The organism is Gottfriedia sp. NPDC057991, assembly GCF_042886615.1.
GTDB lineage: Bacteria > Bacillota > Bacilli > Bacillales > Bacillaceae_G > Gottfriedia.
The window spans coordinates 191,652-215,524 of sequence record NZ_JBHVQN010000007.1; the positions used below are offsets into that span (position 1 = coordinate 191,652).

Annotated in this window: 23 protein-coding genes and 1 other annotated feature; of the genes, 7 read left to right on the forward strand and 16 right to left on the reverse strand. The window is 32.9% G+C overall.

Annotation, left to right across the window (positions count from 1 at the left end; translation table 11 throughout):
- Window positions 1-228: 228 nt before the first annotated feature.
- Complete coding sequence (locus ACFVR2_RS21705; protein WP_387366672.1) at window positions 229-1,299, reverse strand: M42 family metallopeptidase; 1,071 nt, start codon at window positions 1,297-1,299, stop codon at window positions 229-231.
- A gap of 161 nt (window positions 1,300-1,460) precedes the next feature.
- Here ACFVR2_RS21705 and ACFVR2_RS21710 point away from each other — a divergent pair, with 161 nt between their 5' ends.
- Entirely contained in the window at window positions 1,461-1,772 is a 312-nt protein-coding gene (locus tag ACFVR2_RS21710; protein WP_056473349.1) for a PepSY domain-containing protein, read from the forward strand.
- Window positions 1,773-1,786: 14 nt separating this feature from the next.
- Here the strand turns inward: ACFVR2_RS21710 and ACFVR2_RS21715 are convergent, their stop codons facing one another.
- Both ACFVR2_RS21715 and trmB read right to left on the reverse strand, forming a co-directional pair.
- On the reverse strand, window positions 1,787-2,629 hold the full coding sequence (locus ACFVR2_RS21715) for a YtnP family quorum-quenching lactonase (RefSeq protein WP_387366675.1): 843 nt from the start codon (window positions 2,627-2,629) through the stop codon (window positions 1,787-1,789).
- A 217-nt stretch (window positions 2,630-2,846) separates the two neighbouring features.
- Entirely contained in the window at window positions 2,847-3,488 is a 642-nt protein-coding gene (gene trmB / locus ACFVR2_RS21720; RefSeq protein WP_387366678.1) for a tRNA (guanosine(46)-N7)-methyltransferase TrmB, read from the reverse strand.
- A 150-nt stretch (window positions 3,489-3,638) separates the two neighbouring features.
- On the opposite strand from trmB, the gene ACFVR2_RS21725 reads away from it, so the two are divergent.
- A complete protein-coding gene (locus tag ACFVR2_RS21725; RefSeq protein ID WP_056473344.1) occupies window positions 3,639-3,917 on the forward strand; it encodes a YtzH-like family protein in 279 nt (92 codons plus the stop codon).
- A 31-nt stretch (window positions 3,918-3,948) separates the two neighbouring features.
- On the opposite strand, the gene ACFVR2_RS21730 is transcribed toward ACFVR2_RS21725, so the two are convergent.
- The 5 genes from ACFVR2_RS21730 to pepV all read right to left on the reverse strand — a co-directional run bounded on the left by ACFVR2_RS21730 (window position 3,949) and on the right by pepV (window position 10,579).
- On the reverse strand, window positions 3,949-4,737 hold the full coding sequence (locus tag ACFVR2_RS21730) for a phosphotransferase family protein (protein ID WP_387366681.1): 789 nt from the start codon (window positions 4,735-4,737) through the stop codon (window positions 3,949-3,951).
- A gap of 140 nt (window positions 4,738-4,877) precedes the next feature.
- A complete protein-coding gene (pulA, locus tag ACFVR2_RS21735; RefSeq protein WP_387366684.1) occupies window positions 4,878-7,043 on the reverse strand; it encodes a type I pullulanase in 2,166 nt (721 codons plus the stop codon).
- Between the two features lie 257 nt (window positions 7,044-7,300).
- Window positions 7,301-7,852, reverse strand: a complete 552-nt coding sequence (gene thpR, locus ACFVR2_RS21740; protein ID WP_387366687.1) for an RNA 2',3'-cyclic phosphodiesterase — start codon at window positions 7,850-7,852, stop codon at window positions 7,301-7,303.
- A gap of 1 nt (window position 7,853) precedes the next feature.
- Window positions 7,854-9,041, reverse strand: coding sequence for an MFS transporter (locus ACFVR2_RS21745; RefSeq protein WP_387366690.1), 1,188 nt, complete (start codon window positions 9,039-9,041; stop codon window positions 7,854-7,856).
- A 134-nt stretch (window positions 9,042-9,175) separates the two neighbouring features.
- Window positions 9,176-10,579, reverse strand: coding sequence for a dipeptidase PepV (gene pepV / locus ACFVR2_RS21750; RefSeq protein WP_387366693.1), 1,404 nt, complete (start codon window positions 10,577-10,579; stop codon window positions 9,176-9,178).
- Between the two features lie 307 nt (window positions 10,580-10,886).
- On the opposite strand from pepV, the gene ACFVR2_RS21755 reads away from it, so the two are divergent.
- Window positions 10,887-11,087: a DeoR family transcriptional regulator gene (locus ACFVR2_RS21755; protein ID WP_056473526.1), complete on the forward strand. Its 201-nt coding sequence runs from the start codon at window positions 10,887-10,889 to the stop codon at window positions 11,085-11,087.
- Between the two features lie 191 nt (window positions 11,088-11,278).
- Here the strand turns inward: ACFVR2_RS21755 and ACFVR2_RS21760 are convergent, their stop codons facing one another.
- Together ACFVR2_RS21760 and ACFVR2_RS21765 are read right to left on the reverse strand one after the other, a co-directional pair.
- Window positions 11,279-12,001, reverse strand: a complete 723-nt coding sequence (locus ACFVR2_RS21760) for a pseudouridine synthase (protein WP_387366696.1) — start codon at window positions 11,999-12,001, stop codon at window positions 11,279-11,281.
- A 209-nt stretch (window positions 12,002-12,210) separates the two neighbouring features.
- Window positions 12,211-13,830, reverse strand: a complete 1,620-nt coding sequence (locus tag ACFVR2_RS21765) for a putative polysaccharide biosynthesis protein (RefSeq protein ID WP_387366699.1) — start codon at window positions 13,828-13,830, stop codon at window positions 12,211-12,213.
- 151 nt (window positions 13,831-13,981) lie between these two features.
- Between ACFVR2_RS21765 and ACFVR2_RS21770 the strand changes: the two genes are divergently transcribed.
- Window positions 13,982-15,253, forward strand: coding sequence for a BaiN/RdsA family NAD(P)/FAD-dependent oxidoreductase (locus tag ACFVR2_RS21770; protein WP_387366871.1), 1,272 nt, complete (start codon window positions 13,982-13,984; stop codon window positions 15,251-15,253).
- Between the two features lie 234 nt (window positions 15,254-15,487).
- On the opposite strand, the gene ACFVR2_RS21775 is transcribed toward ACFVR2_RS21770, so the two are convergent.
- From ACFVR2_RS21775 to ACFVR2_RS21800, 6 genes are all read right to left on the reverse strand, one after another.
- On the reverse strand, window positions 15,488-15,703 hold the full coding sequence (locus ACFVR2_RS21775; RefSeq protein WP_387366702.1) for a DUF2553 family protein: 216 nt from the start codon (window positions 15,701-15,703) through the stop codon (window positions 15,488-15,490).
- Between the two features lie 199 nt (window positions 15,704-15,902).
- The gene (locus tag ACFVR2_RS21780) at window positions 15,903-16,199 is read right to left on the reverse strand and encodes a rhodanese-like domain-containing protein (protein WP_056473331.1); all 297 of its coding nucleotides are present in this window, start codon (window positions 16,197-16,199) and stop codon (window positions 15,903-15,905) included.
- A 235-nt stretch (window positions 16,200-16,434) separates the two neighbouring features.
- Entirely contained in the window at window positions 16,435-18,852 is a 2,418-nt protein-coding gene (leuS, locus tag ACFVR2_RS21785; protein WP_387366706.1) for a leucine--tRNA ligase, read from the reverse strand.
- A gap of 79 nt (window positions 18,853-18,931) precedes the next feature.
- Window positions 18,932-19,148, reverse strand: a binding site (T-box leader).
- A 65-nt stretch (window positions 19,149-19,213) separates the two neighbouring features.
- Window positions 19,214-20,416 (reverse strand): MDR family MFS transporter, encoded by a 1,203-nt coding sequence (locus tag ACFVR2_RS21790; RefSeq protein ID WP_387366709.1) that lies wholly within the window; start codon window positions 20,414-20,416, stop codon window positions 19,214-19,216.
- Between the two features lie 230 nt (window positions 20,417-20,646).
- On the reverse strand, window positions 20,647-20,796 hold the full coding sequence (locus ACFVR2_RS21795) for a glycogen biosynthesis protein GlgD (RefSeq protein ID WP_129691216.1): 150 nt from the start codon (window positions 20,794-20,796) through the stop codon (window positions 20,647-20,649).
- 61 nt (window positions 20,797-20,857) lie between these two features.
- The gene (locus ACFVR2_RS21800; RefSeq protein WP_387366712.1) at window positions 20,858-21,127 is read right to left on the reverse strand and encodes a DUF2524 family protein; all 270 of its coding nucleotides are present in this window, start codon (window positions 21,125-21,127) and stop codon (window positions 20,858-20,860) included.
- A 186-nt stretch (window positions 21,128-21,313) separates the two neighbouring features.
- Here ACFVR2_RS21800 and mnmL point away from each other — a divergent pair, with 186 nt between their 5' ends.
- The 3 genes from mnmL to ACFVR2_RS21815 all read left to right on the forward strand — a co-directional run bounded on the left by mnmL (window position 21,314) and on the right by ACFVR2_RS21815 (window position 23,526).
- Complete coding sequence (mnmL, locus tag ACFVR2_RS21805; RefSeq protein ID WP_114346696.1) at window positions 21,314-22,276, forward strand: tRNA modification radical SAM protein MnmL/YtqA; 963 nt, start codon at window positions 21,314-21,316, stop codon at window positions 22,274-22,276.
- The gene (gene mnmM, locus ACFVR2_RS21810; RefSeq protein ID WP_387366717.1) at window positions 22,273-22,869 is read left to right on the forward strand and encodes a tRNA 5-(aminomethyl)-2-thiouridylate-methyltransferase MnmM; all 597 of its coding nucleotides are present in this window, start codon (window positions 22,273-22,275) and stop codon (window positions 22,867-22,869) included. Before mnmL ends, mnmM begins: the two co-directional genes overlap by 4 nt.
- Before the next feature lie 177 nt (window positions 22,870-23,046).
- On the forward strand, window positions 23,047-23,526 hold the full coding sequence (locus ACFVR2_RS21815) for a hypothetical protein (RefSeq protein WP_387366720.1): 480 nt from the start codon (window positions 23,047-23,049) through the stop codon (window positions 23,524-23,526).
- The last annotated feature ends 347 nt before the right edge of the window (window positions 23,527-23,873 follow it).

Below are 23,873 nucleotides of genomic sequence, written 5' to 3' on the forward strand. Positions count from 1 at the left end.
CCTCACATTAATGTGGTTTATTTAATGTTTGTTACTGATTATTACGGTTTTATCATAAAACAACATCGTAAAACCCACATTAACTGCATGTTAAGAATTTATTAATAATATTAATTGAAAGAAGAGTTAAAGCTCTAGGATCAAATGAATGGGGATAGGATAGAGAAGGCATAGGAAGGTTTTTCAATAAAAAAAGAAGCCTATTTTTTAGGCTTCTTTTTTACTTTCTTAATAATTACGTAATGTTTCAACAGTTGTTTTATCAGTCGCTTTAACTAGCTTAACTAGTAATTCCTTTGCAGCTAAATAATCATCAACATGAATAATTGATGCCGCAGTGTGAATATAACGAGAGCAAATACCAATTACAGCAGATGGTACACCATCGTTTGAAACATGTACTCGTCCAGCATCTGTTCCACCTTGTGAAACAAAATATTGGTAAGGAATTTTATTCGTTTCTGCAGTATCTAAAATAAATTCACGGATTCCTTTATGAGTAACCATCGTGCGGTCTAAAATTCGTAATAAAACACCTTTACCTAATTGACCGAACTCGGATTTCGAACCTGACATATCATTAGCTGGGCTAGCATCTAATGCATAAAAGATATCAGGTTTAATCATATTTGCAGCTGTTTGTGCCCCTCTTAGTCCAACTTCTTCTTGAACAGTAGCACCTGAATATAAAATATTTGGTAATGTTTCATTTTGAACTTCTTTTAATAATTCAATTGCAAGTCCACATCCGTAACGGTTATCCCAAGCTTTTGCCATGATTTTTTTCTCATTAGCCATAGGAGTGAACGGACAAACTGGTACAATTTGCTGCCCTGGACGAATGCCAATTTTTAGTGCATCTTCTTTGTTATCTGCACCAATATCGATTAGCATATTTTTCATATCCATTGGTCTAGCTCTTAGCTCATCGCTTAATAAATGCGGTGGAATTGAACCAATCACTCCAATAACAGGTCCTTGATCTGTCATTACTTGAACTCTTTGAGCAAGTAATACTTGGTTCCACCAGCCACCTAGTGGTTGAAATCTTAGCATTCCGTTTTCTGTAATTTGAGTAACCATGAAACCAACTTCATCCATATGACCTGCCACCATTACAGTAGGTCCATCTTCAGTTCCACGTTTAACTCCAAAAATACTTCCTAAACGATCTTGCACAATCTCATTAGTATATTTTTCAAGTTCTTTTCTCATGAAGTGACGAACTTCATGCTCAAATCCTGGTGCACCTTGTAATTCTGTTAAAAATTTAAAAAGCTGTTGAGTGTCTTGATTCATAATTAAAGTTCCTCTCTGTACAAATCATATCTTCTTTTTTTATTTTATCTAAAAATATCACATAATACCAATGCTAACCGTTGAAATGTTGCCCAGGTTTGACTAAGATAAGTAGTAGAATATTTATTCAAGCGCATAATACATAAATAGAGGTGGTACAAATGAAACTTAAACGCGTCCTAATTGGCCTAGGTTTAGGTGTTGCTGGTGGACTATATTTACAAAAAAAATTATCTTCACAATATATTCCAGCAGAAAAAGCATTAAAAACAATTAAACCAGTATTTCTTTCATATGGTAATGTAACTGGAACTTGGATCCATTCAGAACCAAAGTGGGCAGATTTACCTGATTATGAAGGTGATGTTTATGAAGGTGGTTTTACAGTAGTAGAATCAGACAATGACACTACAAACTATTCATTCATCATTAATGCCGTAAATGGTGAGCTAATTTCTGCTCAAATTGTTTAACTACAATAGCCAAATTATTTGGTGCGTTCGATCGACTGTAACACTTGTCCTTCGGCGCTCCATTTTATTGCTCTAAATACATCATCATGATAGAACGTAAACCAAGATTTTTTTTGCAAACCAAAATTAACCCATTTTTCTTTTGCGTAAATAGAAGTCATTGGGTAATCATCATATGCCATAACCCATAATGGTGATTGATGTGCATGTGTAGGCATTAAATCACCCATATGTATTAATAGCTCATCTTCAGTTTCAATTTTTATAATACTGTGCCCATCGCTATGTCCACCTGTGTGAATAATCGTTATTTCATCTGTTAAAGAATATTCTTTTTCAAATGCAATTACTTGGTGCCCGATTGCTTCCCAATTTTCTTTCCAATATGTATTACTTGAACGAATATTCGGATTTCTCATCTCATCCCATTCAATTTGAGAAGTAATAATTTTTGCATTCGAAAATACAGGTTTGAATTCACCATTTTCAAGTTTTGTTAATCCACTTGCATGATCAAAATGCAAATGTGTCATAATGACATAATCAATATCGTCTAGTTTTAATCCGTGCTTCGCTAATGATTCTTCTACCGTTGAATCCTCTGTAACGCCAAAATTTCTTTTTTGTTTCTCATTTAATTTGTTAACACCAATTCCACTATCAATAATAATGTTTAAACCATTTGTTTGAATAAATACTGGATCAGTACGTAAAGGAATTTGGTTTTTCTCATTAACTATATATTTTTTTGACCAAAGTGCCTTTGGAACAACTCCAAACATTGCTCCACCATCTAAATGGGTATTCCCTCCAGTAAGCCACTGAATTGTACAAGTTCCAATTTTCAACTGTTCCATACTTATCCCCCTTCTTTTTTACTAGACTTAAATATTATACCACTTTTACGAATTTACTGAATATTTTAAGAGCAGGAATAGGGAAATGAATCAATAGTGAATATGAAATCAAAAATCGGTTTAGATTGCTTAAACATAAAGAATCTTATTAAAATTTCTTGTGTTGAAGCAAAATAAAAAAGACTATCATGATCAATATATCACGATAGTCTTTTGATTAGTTTCTATAGGCAGCTTCAACTCGGTAAATACGGTTACCTTTTGAAGAAAACTTTTCTTCGTATTCAGTCATAATATTCCCTTCAAAATCACTGTTATGAAGGTCTAGACTTAAGAAATGCATTGTCATTCCGTAGTTCGCCATACTCATGATTGAAAACTCGAATAAATCTTGATTATCAGTTTTAAAATGAATTTCCCCATCATTTTTTAAGATTTGCTGATACATATTTAAAAATGTTTTATATGTTAATCGACGTTTTTCATGACGAACCTTTGGCCATGGATCAGAAAAGTTTAAATATACTCGATCTATTTCTCCATCCTCAAAGAAATCCGTTAATTTTTGAGCATCTACATTTAACAGCTTTAAGTTCGGAACTTCAGCTTCAATTAATTTATCTAATGCATCAGAAACTACACTTGTATATTTCTCAATGCCAATATAGTTAATATGAGGATTGGCTTTAGCCATACCGACCATAAAACGACCTCTACCCGTACCAACCTCGATATGAATTGGTTGTTCATTTTGGAAAACTTCTTTCCATTTCCCTTTTTGTTCAGACGGATTTGGAATTACATAATGAACATTTTGTTTAACTTGATCTGCCGCACCTGGCTTATGTCTTAATCTCATAAGATTTTACTCCCTCTCGATTTTGCAATTTATATTTACTCAAAGAAAAAACCAAGCACGATGGCACTCGGTTATTCACGTATAGTATAAAATCATTTCTTGTAACACAAACTATTTCAAGTGTACTTAATAAAACAAGGATGTGAATTTATGCCTTTAAATCATGAACATCAACTAACAATTTTACGTGATATTTTAATGAATCACCAATCTGACTGTTGTGGAACTATATCAGAATGTGAGCAATTAGAAAGACTTGTTCAATCCTTATTAACGAACGACCAAATAACAGATGATGTAAAAAGCATGTTAAATGACGTTTACTATTATAGTCAGTCTGGAAAGTATTCTGCTGATTTAGACCAGCACATTACAAACCACCAAAATCAACTCTCTCAATGGGTGACTGATTTCAATACTTATTCTTAATCTATATGACAATTTCCGAGGAAATTTTTATTTAATCTAATATCTTCTCTAGCAGGCTCTTCATTTTTTGAGTCTGCTTTTCATTTTCACGAAGAGTATACCATTTAATCCAAATGATTGTTTGAGCGACTACATACCAAGTCATTCGATTGAATAGGTCATCAGTTAATTTTATTCCATAACTTCGAAGCCATTTGTCCCAATCGTTCTGTTCTACATATGTGAATAAAAACATGCCCAAATCAAATGCTTTATCAGCAATGATTGCCTCATCCCAATCGATTAAATATAAATTATTTGTCTCAGTAAGTAACCAATTATGATGATTTAAATCACTATGACAAACGACTAAATCCTCTGAATCAAAAGATGGCATATTTTCCTCTAAATATTCGATGCCTTTTACAATGATCTGGCTTTGTGTAAACTCTTCAGTAAGATTGCCTACAATTGTTTGCAGTAACTCCTGAGGTTCTAATGGATTAATCCCTAGCTTCGTTAACATATATAACAATTCTTTGGAAGAATGGATACGATATAAAAATTGCGCAACCCCTTTCGCAGAGAGCTCATAAGGTTCTAAACTGCGTGCGATCACCCACTCTTGAGCAGTAAGTACATCACCATTTTCTAGTCTTCTAGTCCAAACTAATTTTGGAACAAAACCAGCTGCTGATAACACTGCTAAAAAAGGAGAAGAATTTCGTTTTAGAAATAATCTCTTATCATTATTTTCTGCTATATACGCTTCACCAGTAAAACCACCGGCTGGCGAGATTGTCCATTCTTTTCCGAGTATTTCTTGTATAAGATTATCCATTGTTCTTCCGTTCCTTGTTGTTATATATGTTTGTATTTAAAATTAATTTATTACAAAAAGAAAGATAGCCTATTACAATTAGCTGTAATAAGCCATCTTTTACAAGTTTACATTGTTTAATTAGAATCTGCAAGTAGTAGCTAGTATTTTACTAATACAATAGTCGAAAGCGATGGCATTGGCAATTTATTACAATCCACTTTCATCCCTTTATTAACATAATGATTATTACCATCCCATATATATTCCCAATTGTCTTCTTCATTTCCTAAATCAATATATTTATCAGTAAGACCATTATGAAATAACACCATTATCTCTTTAACTTGGTCGATTTCTTCTAATCCGCTAATTCGGTAACCAATTAGATCTCGATGAAAATTGACTGGCGTTACATACTTTTCTATTTCTTCTTTTAAAGAAAAACGGAAACATTTAAAGCGCTTTCGAATTGCGATAAATTCTTTAACAATATTAATCCATGACGCTTCACGTTCTGCTCTTGCCCAATCAATACTATTAATTGTGTCGCCTGAATTATAACTGTTTTCTATACCCTTTTTTGTTCGAAAAAACTCCTGACCACAATGAAGAAACGGTACACCAAACGAAAATAATACAATACTTGTTCCAAGTATATGCCTTTTCTTTAGTATTTCCTCACATTCTTTCTGATTGGAAAGCTTTAATCTGTCCCACATAGTGTGATTATCATGTGATTCTACATAATTTATTGATTGATATGGCTCTTTAAATAAATTTACTTGTTTAGTAATCCCAACACTTCCTAAAAGTAAATCGGACAAATATTCATTATGAATATTATTACCTTGAATAAACCCTATTTCTTGAAATGAAAAAGTGCTTCCTTTTATTCCATCTCGAAATTTATCATTAAAAAACCCAACCATTGAAAGTTGATGACTTTGGTTAATTGTAGCTTTTCGAGAAGATGGACTTAATGATGTATTTAAATCCCAACCTTCTCCAAAAATGATTATTTCTGGTTTTAAGATTGTCAGTTCAGTTACAATTTGATTCATTGTATCCGTATCCAATATTCCCATTAAATCAAACCTAAACCCATCTATGTCATATTCTTTAGTCCAGTATTTTATTGATTGCAGAATAAAACGTCTAGCCATCAATCTTTCAGATGCAAAATCATTCCCTACTCCTGTTCCATTCGATGGTAATCCACGTTCATCTTGTCTAAAGTAATATCCTGGTACAATTTTTTCGAATTGGCTAGTTTGTAATTCATAAACATGATTGTAAACAACATCCATAATAATTCGTAAACCATGTTCATGATAAACTGAAATAAGTTTCTTTAATTCATTTATTCTTTCGATAGGGTCATCCGGTTTTAAACTATAACTACCTTCTGGTGCATTGAAATTCAATGGATTGTAGCCCCAATTATAGCTTTGGAAAGGATTATTTTCATCTATTCCTTCAAAATCAAAAAATGGTAATAATTCAATATGTGTAACTCCTAGCTTGCATAGATAATCCAAACCTGTTGAAAAATCATTGTACATCGTATCTTTTTCATGAAATCCTTGAAAAGACCCCTTTTTTTGAATCCCACTTAGTGGATGTGAAGTAAAATCTCGAATACTGGCTTCGTAAATAATACAATCAGTATACTTACTTGGTGGTGTACTTTTTACTTTACTAACTTTGCTACTCTTTGATAAATCAATCACTACACTATGTTTACCATTTACAGTAACTGCTTTTACATATGGATCAACAGCTTCACGCCAAATCAGATTCACACATACTAAAAAATTATAAACTAAACCGTCACAATCTCGATTGATTACTGCTTTCCATGTCCCTTTTCCATCTCGTTCCATAAACATTTCAGTAAACTTTTCTACTTCACCATATTCTTGATAAATTCTTAACTTAACCTTAGAAGCAGTAGGTGCCCATAATTTAAATTGTGTAGATTTACGTGTGTAAATCACACCTAAATCCTCTCCATCATAGGCATATTTTTCATCAAAGTCCTTTGAACGAATAACTCCACCTACTTGTAGATCTGTGCGAATACCAAATTCATCTTCAATCTCATACTTTTTTTCTAACAAAAGGACTTCAGTAGTCAAAACAGTATATTTAAAAAATCTATCAAACTCTATTCGAGATACGACAGGAAGCCTAGTTTTCCGACCATCCTCTTCAATTAGTTCAAAATATGACTGCACTGTATGTTTGTTCGACTTGGGAATAATCATTGTTATTTCTTGAAATCCATCTATATAAGCTTCAAAAGCCCTTTTAATATGAAACAACGCTATTCACCATCCAGACTATAAATTTAAAACTTTTACATAAAAACTACTCATTTTCGTTATTTATTAAATCGATATGATTAGTATATTCACAAAGAGATCAAATGGATTCTCAGAACAAACACTTAATGATGTTACTCACTTATTTTGAATGTCAATTCATTCCGCTTTAATGCTTCTTCAGAAAGTATTCGTTTGTTTCTTCAAATATTTCTTATATTTCATCAATTTGTTAAAGATTTTCGGGTAATATTTATTTACTTTAAGTTAATTGGTTTAGCAATATGGTAACTTGGTTTTTTAGAAGGTTGAATCTTATATAAAATGACTTCATTCACTTTGAACTTTAAAGGTTCTTCTTCCCAACTAAGCGGGATTTCAAATTCTTTATCGAACCTATCATTATATTTCTTTGCGATTGTAATATGCGGATTATATGGACGTTTATCAGTTGAAAAACCGATTTCTTCACATATGTTACGAATTCTATTTTGTAACTCCATTAATTCAACACTATTCTCTAAACCAAACCACCATACACGTGGTTGTATAGTACTCCCAAAAATACCTAACTGATGAATCGACAAATCAAAACTTTTAAAATCGTTAAGCTCTTTTTGTAATTGATCCATAAGCTCTTCACTTTTTGTATATGTAACTGGACCTAAAAATGATAAAGTAATATGAAAATCATCTTTAAAAGTCCATTTCTTTAACGGTAATTTTGTATACCATTTTTTTGAATAATCATCTAAAATTTCTTTTATTTGTATCGGCAAAGGAACAGCAAGAAAATAATGTTCACTCAAACTACGCAATCTCCTTTTTATCTTTTATGTTAGAATCCTTTTTTAAGTATTGCATGATTCCAACTGCAACTATACTAAGAGAACCAAATAAAATATAAATTGCTTTAATTGAAAATACCTCTGATATAAATCCACTTATGAAAGTACAGAACCATTCTCCCATCCCTAAGCCTAAACCAGAATATATTGTAACAGCCGTAGCTTTTAAAGAATCTGGTGCTTGATCTCTTACAAACTGGAGAGCTGCAGGAATAAATAATCCAACTGATAGTCCTTGTGTAAGACAGGATAAAAAAAGAATCGAAATCGGAGGATTTGTAAAATAAAAATACCATCTTAAGGCTGATACTAAAGCGGTTGCAATTAATATATTATATATCCCAAATCGATTAATTAATCTCTTTGCTACTTGCAAAAATGGTGCTTCACTACCTGCAGAAATTAGGAATGCAATACCAACACCTGTTAATGTTCCACCTAAGGATTGAATATATAAACCGAAGTAAGTATTATTTGCACTAATTGGTCCAAAAACTAAAAAGGCACAAATTAAAAATAATAAAAATCTTTTATTTGATAGCAAAATCGGGATTCCTTTTAAGATTGGCTCCCTTTTGCTAATTGTCGTAGCGTTAGGAATAAAAATTGAAATACCTAAGCCGACTAAAATACAAAAAGCAAATACGAAAAATATAATGAATAAACCGAAAACTTCAGCTAATCTTCCCGAAACTAATACAGCAAAAGCAAAACCAATTGAGCCATATAATCGAATAGCTCCGTAATTCCCACCAATTTTTTGGACATAATTCAGTGCAATACTATCTGAAAGAGGAATTAAAGCACTTTGTGTCATTGATAACATGATGACAACAAATAAAAGCATGCCATACGAAGTGATTGTAGAATAGAAAAGGGCAATTACGATTGTGGAGATTTGCGCTATAAGCAACATTTTTTTAGGATTAAGCGTCATGTCACTAATCATTCCCCATAAAGGCTGTGAAAAAATAGCAACGATCGGTGTTAGAGACATTAATATTCCAATTTGTGAATTTGATAAATCCAACACATTTTTAAAGTAAGAAGAAAGTAAAGGTCCTAGCGATCCTATTGCAAAAAATAAACAAAAATAATAGCCCTTAAATATTAGTAAGATGCTATTTTTACGTGCTTGTAATGTGTTCAAAATTATTCTCAACTCCCAAAAAAATACATAAAAAAGGGGAGGAATTTTTCTCCCCTTACTGATTAACCGAAAAACGCTCGCTTCACCTTATTGTCTCAAAAAATCGAGTCGTTTAATCAGTCTAAATCTTGTTTTTACTTAACTAACTCAGCAATAGACTGTGCATAAATTGCAATTGCTTTTAATAAATCATCAATTTCAGCATATTCGTCTTTTTGGTGAGCTACTTCCGGTTTCCCTAAGAATAATGGTCCAAAAGCTACACCTGCACTTAATGAACGTGCGTATGTGCCACCGCCGATTGTTAATAATGTTGCTTCCTCACCCGTTTGCTCTTCATATACTTTTTGTAAAGTTTGAATTAATGGGTGATCTTGTGGAACATGGTGAGGCTTCGAATTTTTAATTTCATTATATTCAAAGCTGTATTTACTTCCACGTTCAGTAAGTGTTGATATAACAAAGTCAATATCAGTTGTCACTGGATAACGTAAAGTTAAGCCAAATGAACCACCTTTATTTTCTTCGTATTGCATAATTCCTAAATTAATTGTTAAATCTCCAGTAATATCATCATTAAACGCAACGCCCAAGTTTTTACCACGAGAGTCACCTTTGAAGTTTTCAACGATAAATTTTAAGAATCGATCAGCATTAACATTAAATTCAAATTGATTTAAGAAGCTTGCTAATGCAATACCTGCATTCTTACCTTTATCAGGTTCCATTCCATGTACAGAAACACCTTCTACTTCTAAAACTTGGTGTCCATTTTCTTCAGTAACTTGAGCTTTACAACCTAATTCACTAATATGTTTTGTAAATGCTTCTTGATCAAATTTTGATCCTGTAACGATAGCTTTTGCATAATCAGGAACCATATTTACTCTTCTACCTGAAGAGAATGATACTAATTTATATTCACTCTCGTTATCTTCATTTAATTGCACTTGTTTGAAATTAATATCCAATATTCCCTTTTCAGCGTAAATAATTGGGAAATCTGCATCAGGTGCAAAGCCCATTGTTGGCATTTCTTCTTTTTCAAAGTAGTGATCCACACAACGCCATTGGCTTTCTTCATCTGTTCCAAGAATCATACGGACACGTTTATTAATTGGTAAACCTAATTCTTTCACAATCTTCATTGCATAATAAGCAGCCATTGTAGGACCCTTATCATCAATTGCGCCTCGTGCATAAATATTTCCATCTCTAATAATTGCATCAAATGGATCATGAGACCAGCCATCGCCAGCAGGTACTACATCTAAGTGACAAAGAATTCCTACTAGTTCTTCGCCGCTTCCCATTTCTAAGTGGCCAGCATATCCATCAACATTTTTTGGAATAAAACCGTCTTTTTCACCTAAATTTAACATGTATGTAAGTGCTTCTTTAATACCTTTACCCATAGGTGCTTCTTTTGAAATTGTCGCTTCATCATAAACGCTTTCAATATTAAGAAGTTCAATCGTTTGCTTTAAATAGTCTTCTTTACGTTTTAAAACTTCTTCCATCCAATTAATTTGTGTCATAGAAATACCTCCTTTAATATAAATAGTTTATCATCTTTTAAAATTTAAACATAATTTATTAATAAATGGAACGAAAAAAGAAGGAATATGACACTCTTTGTAGAATATATTACCTTAAACTTGCAACATGATTACGTTTGCGCAAATTTTCATTAAATTTTTGTATTTTTTTCATAAATTTCGTTATGAAACTACTGAAAAAGAGTAAAATGAAAATATAAGCTTAACTAGTAAAATACTTAACTAACCTGTTATGAAACAATGCGGTAGGTAAAGGAGTGGTTTTTTGAATTCTGGAACTTCTCGAATGCTGACTCGAATTAAAGCCATTTACATGTATATTAGTGAAAATGGTACCGTTTCTACAAAAGACCTAGTGGAGGAGTTTGGTATTACACCTAGAACAATCCAACGAGATTTAAACATTTTGGAGTTTAATAATCTAGTTTATAGTCCAAGTAGGGGAAAATGGGCCGTAACAGGGAAAAAAGTAAAAGCTTCTTCGTAAAAAAAGAAAAACAAAAACCTCTGATTGTCTTGTCTGACGTCTAATCAAGGGTTTTTGTTTTTCTTTTGGCTCTCTATCTAATATCCGATTTACGGTTACTCGACATAAGTGAGTCTCAACTGACCACACAAAATGCTCCTAAACTTTATGTTTACATTTTGATTCATCTAATCTCATTTATAAGTAGCACTTTATTTCTCTTCGTTAACAGATTTTAATAGGTCAATTTCATTATCAGTTAGTTCTCTATATTCACCTAACTCTAAATCTTCATCTAACTTTAAAGGACCCATCTCTAATCTTTTTAAGTAAGTAACTTTCTTTCCTACTGCTTCAAACATTCTTTTAACTTGATGGAATTTACCTTCCATAATAACTAGTTCGATCTCAGATTCTTCTCCGGATTCAAGAATTGTTAAATAACCAGGTTTTGTTAAATAACCATCTTCAAGAGTTACGCCTTTTTCAAATGCTTTAATGTCAGCTTCAGTTACTACTCCGTCAATCGTTGCATAATATTTCTTTGGTACGTGTTTTTTAGGAGAAAGTAATTGATGTGCCAAATGACCATCATTCGTTATTAATAATAATCCTTCAGTATCTTTATCTAAACGTCCAACTGGAAATGGCTCGAAAATGATATCTTCATATTCTAATAATCCGATTACAGTTTCATGCTCAGAATCTTCTGTGGCAGATATAACACCTGGTGGTTTGTTCATCATTAAATAAACAAACTCTTTATACTCTACTACTTCACCATTTACCGTTACAACTTGCTGTTCAATATCAACATGCTCTTTTGGGCTTTTTACAATATTATCTCCAACTTTTACAACACCTTGTTTTAGTAGAGACTTTACTTCTTTCCTACTGCCATATCCCATATTGGCTAAAATTTTATCAATTCTCATTAATTAGCACCTTTTCTTTCTAAATAAAAATTTAAGAAAACTCGCCGATTAGCGAGCTTTTTTAGCGAAGTCAGAGGCGTAGTTGCATTTATACTTCATTCCTGAAATTGGCTACTACTTCGTTTTTCTTCTCCGCTATCAATTTATACTTACTTTCTTAATGTGTAAAAAAAGGTGAACCATTACAAAAGAAGGTTCACCATATATTTTTATCCTCTTTTTCCAAACTTAAAACGATTATTTAAACGAGCTCCTAAAATAATTTCAAATAAGTTTAATTTGTAAGCAACACCTAAATAAACAATGGCTCCTACAATTGCTCCAATAATGACAAGGAACATTGAAATCATTCGACCATCTTTATAAGTCCACCAGAATCCTAATAAGTATTCTACAGCATAAACCGCTCCGGCCATTAAGCCAGATAAGATAATCATAAAGATAATCCTTCTAAACACTTTATTGAAAGAGAACTGCGCATTTTTACGAATATAATAGAAATTGTATACGATTGAAAATGAATAGCCTAATGCCGTCGCTAATACCGCGCCATATGTTTTAAATGCATAAATTAACGGTACATTTAATACGATTTTTAATATTACTCCGCCTATTAAACCAATAATCGCATATTTTTGTTTATCTAAACCTTGTAAAATGGCTACATTTACTGTGAAAAGTGAATACAATAAAGCTACTGGAGCATAAAAGCCTAGTATACTTCCACCAAGTGTACTTTTTTGATAAAAAGCACTATAAATTGGTTCAGCCAAAACTGATATACCTACTACAGCAGGAAGAGTTAGGAAGAATACAACCTGGTAAGTTTGGGTAATTTGACTTTGTAGCTTTTTATGATTTTTATTTACGAAAGCTTCAGTTATAGCAGGAACAAGTGTTAAACCAAATGCCGTTGCTAATGAAACTGGAATCATTACTAGCTTGTGACTTGTGTATGAAAACATTACATAAGTATTCTCTGCAATATCTTTTAATCCAATTGTTTCCATTGCTCTATTGTAAGTAAACTGATCCACTAACTGATATAACGGGATTGCAAGTCCAACAAACACATAAGGAATTGAATAAGAAAATAACTCTTTAAACATTTCCATTTTAGTAGGATAGATTAATCCTTTTGATTTTGGAAGAAGTTCATCTAAATGAACTTTTCGCTTTCTCCAATACCATAGTAAATTTAAAATACCACCTACAGCACCAATTGTAGCTGCAAACGTTGATAACCCTACTGCTTGTGTTATTGTTCCACCCATAAATTTTAGAATGATATAACTTCCAACTAGTGTAAATACAATACGTACAATTTGTTCAATTAGCTGTGAAACAGTAGTTGGGCCTGTTGATTGATGCCCCTGGAAAAAACCTCTATATAAACTTTGAGAAGGTACTAATATTAATGCAGTACTTACTATTCGCATAACTGTAACAACATCTTCTACACTATTACCTTTTGAATCCTTTGGAATCATAAGAGGTGCAATATAAGGTGCAATGATATATAACGTTAAAAACGAAAATATACCTGTACATATTAGGAGTAGCTGACTTGCATGAAAAAGCCTTCTACTTGTTTCATATTCTTCAATAGCATTGTATTTGGAAACGAACTTTGCTACAGCTAACGGAACACCTGCAGTCGCTATACTGATAAACAATGTATATGGAACGTAACCATAATTATATAATGCAGACCCTTTTGAACCAACTAGCGCATAAAAAGGGAATGTATAAATCATTCCTAGAAATTTTATTAAAAATGTACCAGCAGTTAATATGAAGGTACCTCGTAGCAATTTTGAATCTGACATAAACTGCCTCCTACCAATTCTCGATCAAACTAACTAATCTATCTTACCATATCATGTAAAAAGAAAAAATTAAAAAATGATAAGAAGTTGGAGCTTACTTGAAATAATGGTAAACTTACTAAAAGAAATTTGTAACGAAAGTAGTGAAATAATGGTTTATGATGTGATTGTAATTGGTGGCGGAACTTCTGGTCTGATGGCTGCAATTAGCGCTGCTGAAAACAAAGCTAAAGTACTTTTACTTGAAAAAGGAACTAAATTAGGACAAAAACTGCTTATATCAGGTGGTGGGCGTTGTAACGTAACAAATCGCTTACCTATTGAGGAAGTAATTAAACATATACCTGGAAATGGCCGGTTTTTATATAGCGCATTCTCTCTATATAATAACGAGGATATCATACAGTTTTTTGAAAACATGGGAGTCGCATTAAAAGAAGAGGATCATGGGAGAATGTTTCCTGTTTCAAATGACTCAAAATCAGTATTAAATGCATTAATGCAAAAACTAAAAAAACATCATGTAGATATTCAGACCAATCGAACTGTTAAAGACGTAATATATGAAGATGGTAAAGTAGTAGGAATCCTATTGGATGATCGAACAGTCATTCACTCAAAAAGTGTTGTCCTTGCGGTAGGTGGTAAATCTGTTCCACACACAGGTTCGACAGGTGACGGATATGCTTGGGCAAGAAAAGCTGGTCATACAATTACTGAACTCTTTCCTACAGAAGTACCAATTACTTCAAGTGAAGAATTTATTCAAAATAAATCATTGCAAGGCCTTGCTTTACGAGACATAGAATTAAGTGTATTAAATCCAAAAGGCAAAAAAGTGATCGGCCATAAAATGGACATGCTCTTTACTCATTTTGGAATTTCAGGCCCTGCTGCACTACGTTGTAGCCAATTTGTATATAAAGTACAACAAAAGTTTAAAACAAAAACTGTATCGATGGCGATTGATTGTTTCCCAGAGCAAAATGAAGAATCACTATTTCAAGAAGTAAACAGTATTCTAAAAGAAGAACCCAAAAAAGCGATTAAGAATGTACTGAAAGGTTATGTACCTGAAAGATACTTACTATTTCTGCTTTCAAAATGTGGAATTGAAGAGTCAACTCCTTGTAATGAAATTGCTACTATGAAATTAAGAGAGCTTGTCCAATTATTTAAGAGCTTTTCATTTGTAGTAAACGGAACTCTTTCAATTGAAAAAGCTTTCGTTACAGGTGGTGGCGTTTCAACAAAGGAAGTTCACCCAAAAGAAATGTCATCTAAAATCATGAATGGTCTTTATTTTTGTGGAGAAATATTAGATATTCACGGTTACACTGGTGGCTATAACATAACCGCTGCTTTGGTAACTGGTAGATTAGCAGGAGCATCTGCTGGGGAATACTCTCAAACGAATTTTTAACAAATAAACAAAGGACCGAACGAATACATTTTTTCGCTAGGTCCTATAATCTTTCCATATAGAAAAGCATAAGAATTGATCCATAAGAAACTTTATAAAGTCTAAACTGTTATTCCCCAAGGTTATTGCCATAGTTGTATTCGAAAAACAATCAAACTGATTTTCTAGTTTTAACTTATGCTTTTCAATTATTATATTTTTCTTTGGCACAAATCCACCGTCCCTAATTTAAGGTCAAAGGCGAGCGTTCGATTGTTCGTGTTGCAAGTTCACTAATAAATAGAATCGTCCATCCTCTTCAACATATCCATCTGCCAATTCGAAAGATTGTTTTAAGTCTTTAAAATAAAACCTTCCAATTAAATACTTTGAAGAATACAATTCCATATGCCCATCTTTAAATTTACCAATTATTTTATCGGTAATATCAATTTTTAATGTTTTAGGCAAATCAACCCCCTCCTTTCTAACAAGCAAAGACCTCAATGAAAAAATATATGAGGTTCTACTTTAATATATGTCACAACTCCATGGTTAATATTCCTTATGCCAAAAAACATTAGCCTAATTTAAACCAAATAAAGAAAAAATCCAACAAAAACGTTGGATTTCAGTAGTTTAGACAAAGTATAGACACAGACAATTTTTTTTATTCAATCTCGCCTTCCCAGGCCATCATTCCACCTTCCATGTTGATCGCCTTATAGCCTTGCTCATTTAAATATTCGCAAACATTCTCACTACGAACGCCTGCCTTACAAATAAAAATGTATTCAAATTCTTTATTAAAAACATCTAATTTGCTAGGAATTTGTCCCATTGGAATATGAACTGCTTCTGGAATTTTCCCATACTCAACCTCATAGTCCTCTCGTACATCTACTAAAAATAGCGTTTCTCCTGCTTCTAAACGCTCTTTAACTTCATTTGCAGAAATCGTATTCATCTTAATTCATCCTCCCTATATAGCAACATCTTAACAACTAATTATTTTCTATGCAAAAAGTACGTTTCATTGGTTAAATTTACAGATTAACCATAAGTTTTTCTATTTACAAAAATCTTTAAGGCAAAGTCTCTGGCTAACTTAAAGCTTTCATAAAGGTTTCATGAATTAGAAAGTAAAAATATGAAATAAAAAAAGAAAAAACCTCAATAAGAGGTTTTTTCGAATTAACTATTTAGTTAGCAACGATATTGACTAATTTACCTGGTACAGCAATGATTTTTCGAACCGTTTTACCTTCAACTTGTTCCTTAACTGCATCGTCTGATAATGCAATTTGCTCCATTTGCTCACGAGAAGCATCTTTTGCAACAAGTAATTTTGCTTTTACTTTACCATTAATTTGTACTACGATTTCAATTTCGTCTTCTACAAGCTTAGCTTCATCGTATGCTGGCCATGTAGCATATGAAATTGAATCACTAGCCCCTAGCTTACTCCAAAGTTCTTCACCGATATGTGGAGCTACTGGTGCTAATAGCTTTGCAAAACCTTCAACCATTTCTTTTGGTAATTGGTCAGCTTTATATGCTTCATTAATAAACACCATCATTTGTGAAATTGCAGTGTTAAAGCGTAAACCTTCAAAGTCCTCTGTTACTTTCTTTACTGTTTGGTGATATGTTTTTTCAAGACTGCTAGAAGTAAGACCTTCAACAATTTTATCTGAAAGTTCTTCGTTATCAGTAATAAATAAACGCCATACTCGGTCTAAGAAGCGACGAGAACCATCTAATCCATTTTCTGACCAAGCGATTGATGCATCTAATGGACCCATGAACATTTCATATAAACGTAATGTATCAGCACCATGGCTAGCAACGATATCATCAGGATTTACAACATTTCCTTTAGACTTAGACATTTTTTCATTATTTTCCCCTAAGATCATTCCTTGGTTGAATAGCTTTTGGAATGGCTCTTTTGTAGGAACTACACCTAAATCATAAAGGAATTTATGCCAGAAACGAGCGTATAGTAAGTGAAGAACTGCATGCTCTGCTCCTCCAATGTATACATCAACTGGTAACCAATGCTTTAGTAATTCAGAATCTGCGATTGCTTCGCTATTATTTGGATCAATATAACGTAAGTAATACCAACAGCTTCCGCCCCATTGTGGCATTGTATTTGTTTCACGTCTTCCTTTTTTACCTGTTACTGGATCAACTACATTAACCCAATCAGCAATATTCGCTAATGGAGACTCTCCAGTTCCACTTGGGCGAATATCTTCTGCTTTCGGGAGAATTAATGGTAATTCCTCATCAGGAACAACTGTCATCGTACCATCTTCCCAGAAAATTACTGGAATTGGTTCTCCCCAATATCTTTGACGAGAGAATAACCAATCGCGTAGACGATACGTAACTTTTTTCTCACCTGCTTTTGAAGAATCTAACCATTCGATCATTTTAACAAGTGCTTCTTCTTTATTTAAACCGTTTAAGAAATCAGAGTTAACATGTTTGCCATCTCCAGCGTAAGCCTCTTTTTGAACGTCTCCACCTTCAACAACTTCAACGATTGGTAATTTAAATTTAACTGCAAATTCGTGATCGCGCTCATCATGTGCTGGTACTGCCATAACTGCACCAGTTCCATAGCTTGCAAGTACATAATCAGCAATCCAAATTGGAAGTTTTTCGTTATTTACAGGGTTAATTGCATATGCTCCTGTGAATACACCAGATTTATCCTTCGCTAAATCAGTTCGCTCTAGATCACTTTTCGATTTAACTGAATCGATGTATGCTTCAACTGCATCTTTTTGGTCTGCGGATGTAATTTTATTAACGAAATCATGTTCTGGAGCTAATACAACATAAGTTGCACCGAATAATGTATCTGGGCGCGTTGTAAATACTGTTACTTTTTCATCGAATCCATCAACATTAAAGTAAACTTCAGCACCTTCCGAACGACCTATCCAGTTACGTTGCATTTCTTTTAAGCTTTCAGGCCAATCTAATTCTTCTAGATCTTCTAATAATCGATCAGCATAAGCTGTGATTTTTAAGATCCATTGCTTCATTGGACGACGTTCAACCGGATGTCCTCCGCGCTCACTTTTCCCATCAATTACTTCTTCATTAGCTAAAACTGTACCAAGAGCTGGGCACCAGTTAACTGGAACTTCATCTACATAAGCTAATCCTTTTTCAACCATTCTTAGGAAAATCCATTGAGTCCATTTGTAATAATTAGGATCAGTTGTATTTACTTCACGATCCCAATCATATGAGAATCCTAGCGCCTGAATTTGATTACGGAAAGTATTAATATTCTTTTCAGTAAACTCGGCTGGATCATTACCTGTATCTAATGCATATTGTTCTGCAGGTAGACCAAATGCATCCCAACCCATTGGATGAAGTACATTATAGCCTTGCATTCTTTTCATTCTTGAAAGGATATCAGTAGCTGTGTACCCTTCTGGATGACCTACATGTAATCCCGCTCCAGATGGATAAGGGAACATATCAAGTGCATAAAATTTCGGCTTGCTTGTATCGTCAGTTGTTTTAAACGTTTTATTTTCTAACCAATACTTCTGCCATTTCTGTTCAATAGTACGATGATTAAAACTCATATTATTGCCTCCTTTTTTCATGTATAAATGGCTCGGCTGTGGTACTAGCGGTCTACAAATAAAAAAAACCTCCCATCCCAAAAGGGACGAGAGGATTTCCCGCGGTACCACCCAAATTAATGTAAAAATACATTCACTTGTTTCCGTAACGTGGAACACGACATTTATTACTTGGTAAAAACCGTTCACAAATGTGGCTTATGGGCGAGTTCATGAATAGAATGGATTGACTTTCACCAACCGTCAACTCTCTAAACCTCTTCATATTCACTACTATTCCCAATCATTGCCGATCATTTAGATTTAATTTATACCATTTTATTATAACCAAAGAAAAAGGTCAATTATACATTGCCTATTTTTAAGAAGCAAAAGTTTGATTTTCTGCTTTTACTACTTTTTTTACAAATCTTTCATAGAGCACAGAGAAAACCATGCTAATTAATAAAAAGACAACTAAAATGATAAATAATACCCTCATATTAAAAGTATCAACAAGTGCTCCTCCAATAACAGGTCCAAGCATTCTTCCAACCGTCGCTGCACTATTTACAATCCCTTGATACATTCCTATACGATCTTTTGGAGCAAGCATATTTGCAATAGTTGGTACTGCGGGCCATACAAACATTTCTCCTATCGTTAAAATGATCATACCAGTCATAAACATTGAGAACTGTTCTGCAGTACTTACAAAAATAGTCGAAACGATAAAGAATCCAATTCCAAATAACATTTGCTTTCTCATACTTAAAGCATATTTACGAATAGCAGTTGATATTACAGGTTGAGCTAATACAATAAGTGCACCATTTACAGTCCATAATAGACTATATTTTTTTAAGCCAATGTGTAGATTTTGCATTTCTGAAGCAATCGTAGTTTGCCATTGAACATAAACTAACCAACATAAAACGTACGCACAACAAACAATCATCAAAGCCTTCATTGAAGGAGTAAATGAAAATTTTTGTTTTTCTGCTTTTTCTACTTGAGAAGTTTCTTTTATTTCCTTAGGTACTCCAATATCTCTAAATCCAAATAAAGCTACTAAGAAGAAAACAATGTATAATAGCAAATTAGCAGTGAAAATATAATTAATATTAGCGGCCGCAACAACTCCACCTAATGCCGTACCAATCGCCACACCAAGATTTTGAGCTACATAAATTGCATTAAAAGCTTTACGTCCACCTTCTGGCCATGCCGCTCCAACCATTGCATACATTGATGGAAATACAATACCAACTCCAAACCCTAATATGACGAAGAAACAACTGTAATATGTCCAAGAATGATTAATAACCAAACCTAAAATCGACAAAAACGTAATACTAATACCAGTAAGGATTGACCTATATCCTCCAAATTTATCAAAAAGCCAGCCTCCCAGCATATTACCAAATACACCGGCCAATGAATTAAACATTAAAATAAGCCCCGCAACAGACAAGGACTTTCCTAAATATATATGGATGTATACTGTATTGAATGGCCATAAAAAAGAATTACCTGTAACATTTAAAATCATACCGATTAACAAAAACCATAGTTTTTTTGGCATCCCGTACTCCCCTCAAAGCTGTCCCTTTTTATCTATTTTTATCTCTTTAACTCATTAATTGTAGAGGAGAATCGACCTACTTTCAAGAGGGACGCTTTGAGTGAGGAGAGCTAAGAAGGACAAAAAACCTAGATTGAGTTAGAAAAGCATCATAAAAACCCTAAAATTACCAAATAACAAAGAAAAAAGAAGGCAGTGATGCCTTCTTTTAAGATTGCTTTTCTATTTCATTATCCCTGCTTTGATCTCTGTGGTTGACCTTTTTTAGAGTTATTTATTTTGACTTGATCTACTGCTGAAAGTTCACCTGAGAATTCTGTTTTTGTTTTATTTTTTGTTGTTTGTTCAGGGTTATTACTTTTTGATTTCTTTTTTACCACTTTTGGATTCCTCCCAAGGATTGCATATTCTTGAACGTATTCTTGCATATTCTAATCTCCTTTAGTGCGGAGTTATAATCATCTGATGTTGTAGTTGTGTTAATTGTCTACGTAAACGATAGAACTCATCTTTATTTTCTGCATTTGCAAGGTTTGCAACTTTTTCAAGCTCAATAAGTGCTTCTTCAACACCTGCCTGTGCTTGTGAATATTCAATATCATTATAATGCTCTTGTCTCATCCCAATTTCTAATTGTTCTACTGCGTAATCATACGCTTCTTTTGCTTTTTGTACTTGTTCTTGTCCGAATGCGCGATCTGTTATTCCCATGAAAATACCTCCTTCAGACTTTAATGAAGTATCCGATATGTAGGTTACCTCAAGGATAGTATTTCCGAACCTTTCAATCAGAGTACAATTATTTCTTTACAAATAAGAAAGGTTTTTCCATTTGGTTTTCTTTTTAGAGCATGATAAAATCGATAATATTGACTTAAATTAAGGGAGGGATGAGGAATGACAAAAAACAATCCTTTTCCATATACAATAGATCATAAAAGATATCATTCGTGGAATTATCATTTAAGACAACAATTTGGCGAAAAAGTTTTTAAAGTTTCAATAGATGCTGGATTTGATTGTCCAAATAGAGATGGTACAGTTGCGTTTGGGGGTTGTACTTTTTGTAGCGCATCTGGTTCAGGCGACTTTGCAGGAGACCGAGCTGAAGATGTTGTAACTCAATTTCATAAAATAAAAGATAAAATGCATGAGAAATGGCAAAACGGAAAGTACTTAGGCTATTTCCAAGCATATACAAATACTCACGCACCAGTAGAAGTATTAAAACAAAAGTTCGAACCAATATTAGAGCAAGAAGGCGTAGTAGGTTTATCAATCGCAACAAGACCGGATTGTTTACCAGATGATGTCGTTGAATATCTTGCAGATTTAAATAAACGAACTTATTTATGGGTTGAATTAGGATTACAAACTGTTCACGAAAAAACTGCAAATATTATTAATCGTGCACATGATTATAAAACTTACGTAGAAGGCGTAGAAAAATTAAGAAAGCACAACATCCGTATTTGTTCACATATTATTAATGGGTTACCTCTGGAAACACCAGAAATGATGATGGAAACTGCGATGGAAGTTGCTAAACTTGATATCCAAGGAATTAAAATTCACTTACTTCACCTATTAAAAGGTACGGCAATGATGAAGCAATATGAAAAAGGACTAGTTGAATTCATGGATTTTGACGCTTATATTAACTTAGTCGTTGATCAGCTTGAAATCATTCCAAGTGATGTAATCGTACATCGTATTACTGGAGACGGTCCACCTGATTTATTAATCGGACCAATGTGGAGCTTAAAAAAATGGGAAGTATTGAATGCAATTGATCGTGAGTTTGAACGTAGAAATAGCTGGCAAGGTAAATTCGCAAACAATCGAGTACAATTAACATGATTCTAGATCGTATTTTACCGTACGCTAGAAAGCTTCTCCAATCAACTGTTAAAGAAGGCGATATTACCATTGATGCCACAATAGGTAATGGTCATGATACAGTATTTTTAGCAAAATTGGTTGGTGAAACTGGTCATGTATACGGATTCGATATCCAAGAATTAGCTATTCAAAAGACGACTGAAAAAATAAATAATGAAAATTTAAGCAATCAAGTTACACTTTTGCAAAGAAGTCATGCAGAAGTAAAAAAAGTAATCCCAGCTTCATTTCATGAGAAATTAAAAGGTGCAATTTTTAATCTTGGTTATTTACCTGGTAGTGATAAATCAGTTGTAACAGTACCCGAGTCAACCATTTCTGCAATTGAACACATACTCGAAATGATGGCTCCTGAAGGGATTATCGTAGTTGTGATTTATCATGGTCATGAAGGCGGAGAAATTGAAAAAGATGCATTAATGAACTTTGCTCAAAACATCCCTCAAGACTTGGCACATGTATTAACTTATCGATTTATTAATCAAGCAAATAATCCTCCTTTTATATTAGCAATTGAAAAAAGGGGTTTAGAAAAAAACTGTCTAATTTAAGACAGTTTTTTTATTTTCTCCCTCATTTTTTTAAAAAGTACTATATAGAATTTTGTTTTGACTCCCTCATATCCATTATAAATACCTTAAAAATTCATTAAAAATTCATTAATGGTAAATTTTTCTTTGGAAATTGGTAAAGATAAAAAAATCCAAATAAGAAAAGAGGTAATCAAAATGAAAAAAGCTATTTTTGCAAGTGCAGTAGTTAGTCTTTTTACACTTAGTACAATTACAGTAAATGCCGAAAACATTGCGGCAGCAAATTATTATGTGCATCCACATCATGATCACGATGCAACAACAGAAGATGGTGAGCATCATAGACATCATCACCATCACCACAAAGCAAATAAAATGTTAGAAAGCCACAAAAAAGAAGTTGTTAAGTATATTTCAAATTACTTAAACCAACCTGAAGCAAATATAAATAAAGCTGTTGATCAACATAAAATGGAAATGAAGAAATTAATATTTATTGCAGTTGTATCAAAACTTTCAAATAAACCTTTGGAAAATATCATCGCTCAAAAAGGTAAAACAAATTCATTTAAAGAAATTTTAGATAATAATAATATTAAACGTGAGCAATTTTTTGAAGAAATGAAAAGAGTTCATCGAGATATATTTACTCAAATTGAACCAACTAAAAATTAAATTAAACAGAGCGCCTTTTAAGTTGTTTTACTTATTGGGCCTCTTTTTTTTGTTTAAATTATTCGTTTTCTAAAGAAGTGTAGTAAACAGATCATCAAGTTTTTTATTAAGAACATATCCTTTTTAGATAAAACATAAAATTTATTTATCTAGTTACTTTATCGTTCTATAAATATTTACAAAAAATTATTTATAATATCTAATTACGGCGTATTCATGGAATCAATTGAATATTATGTAAAGATATTACCACTTAATTGATTTGTTCTCGTAGTTGATTGATCTAAACCAACTCTAGGAGCGTGAAGAGTTGACTACAAACCTAAACTATATGAATAAAATATTTC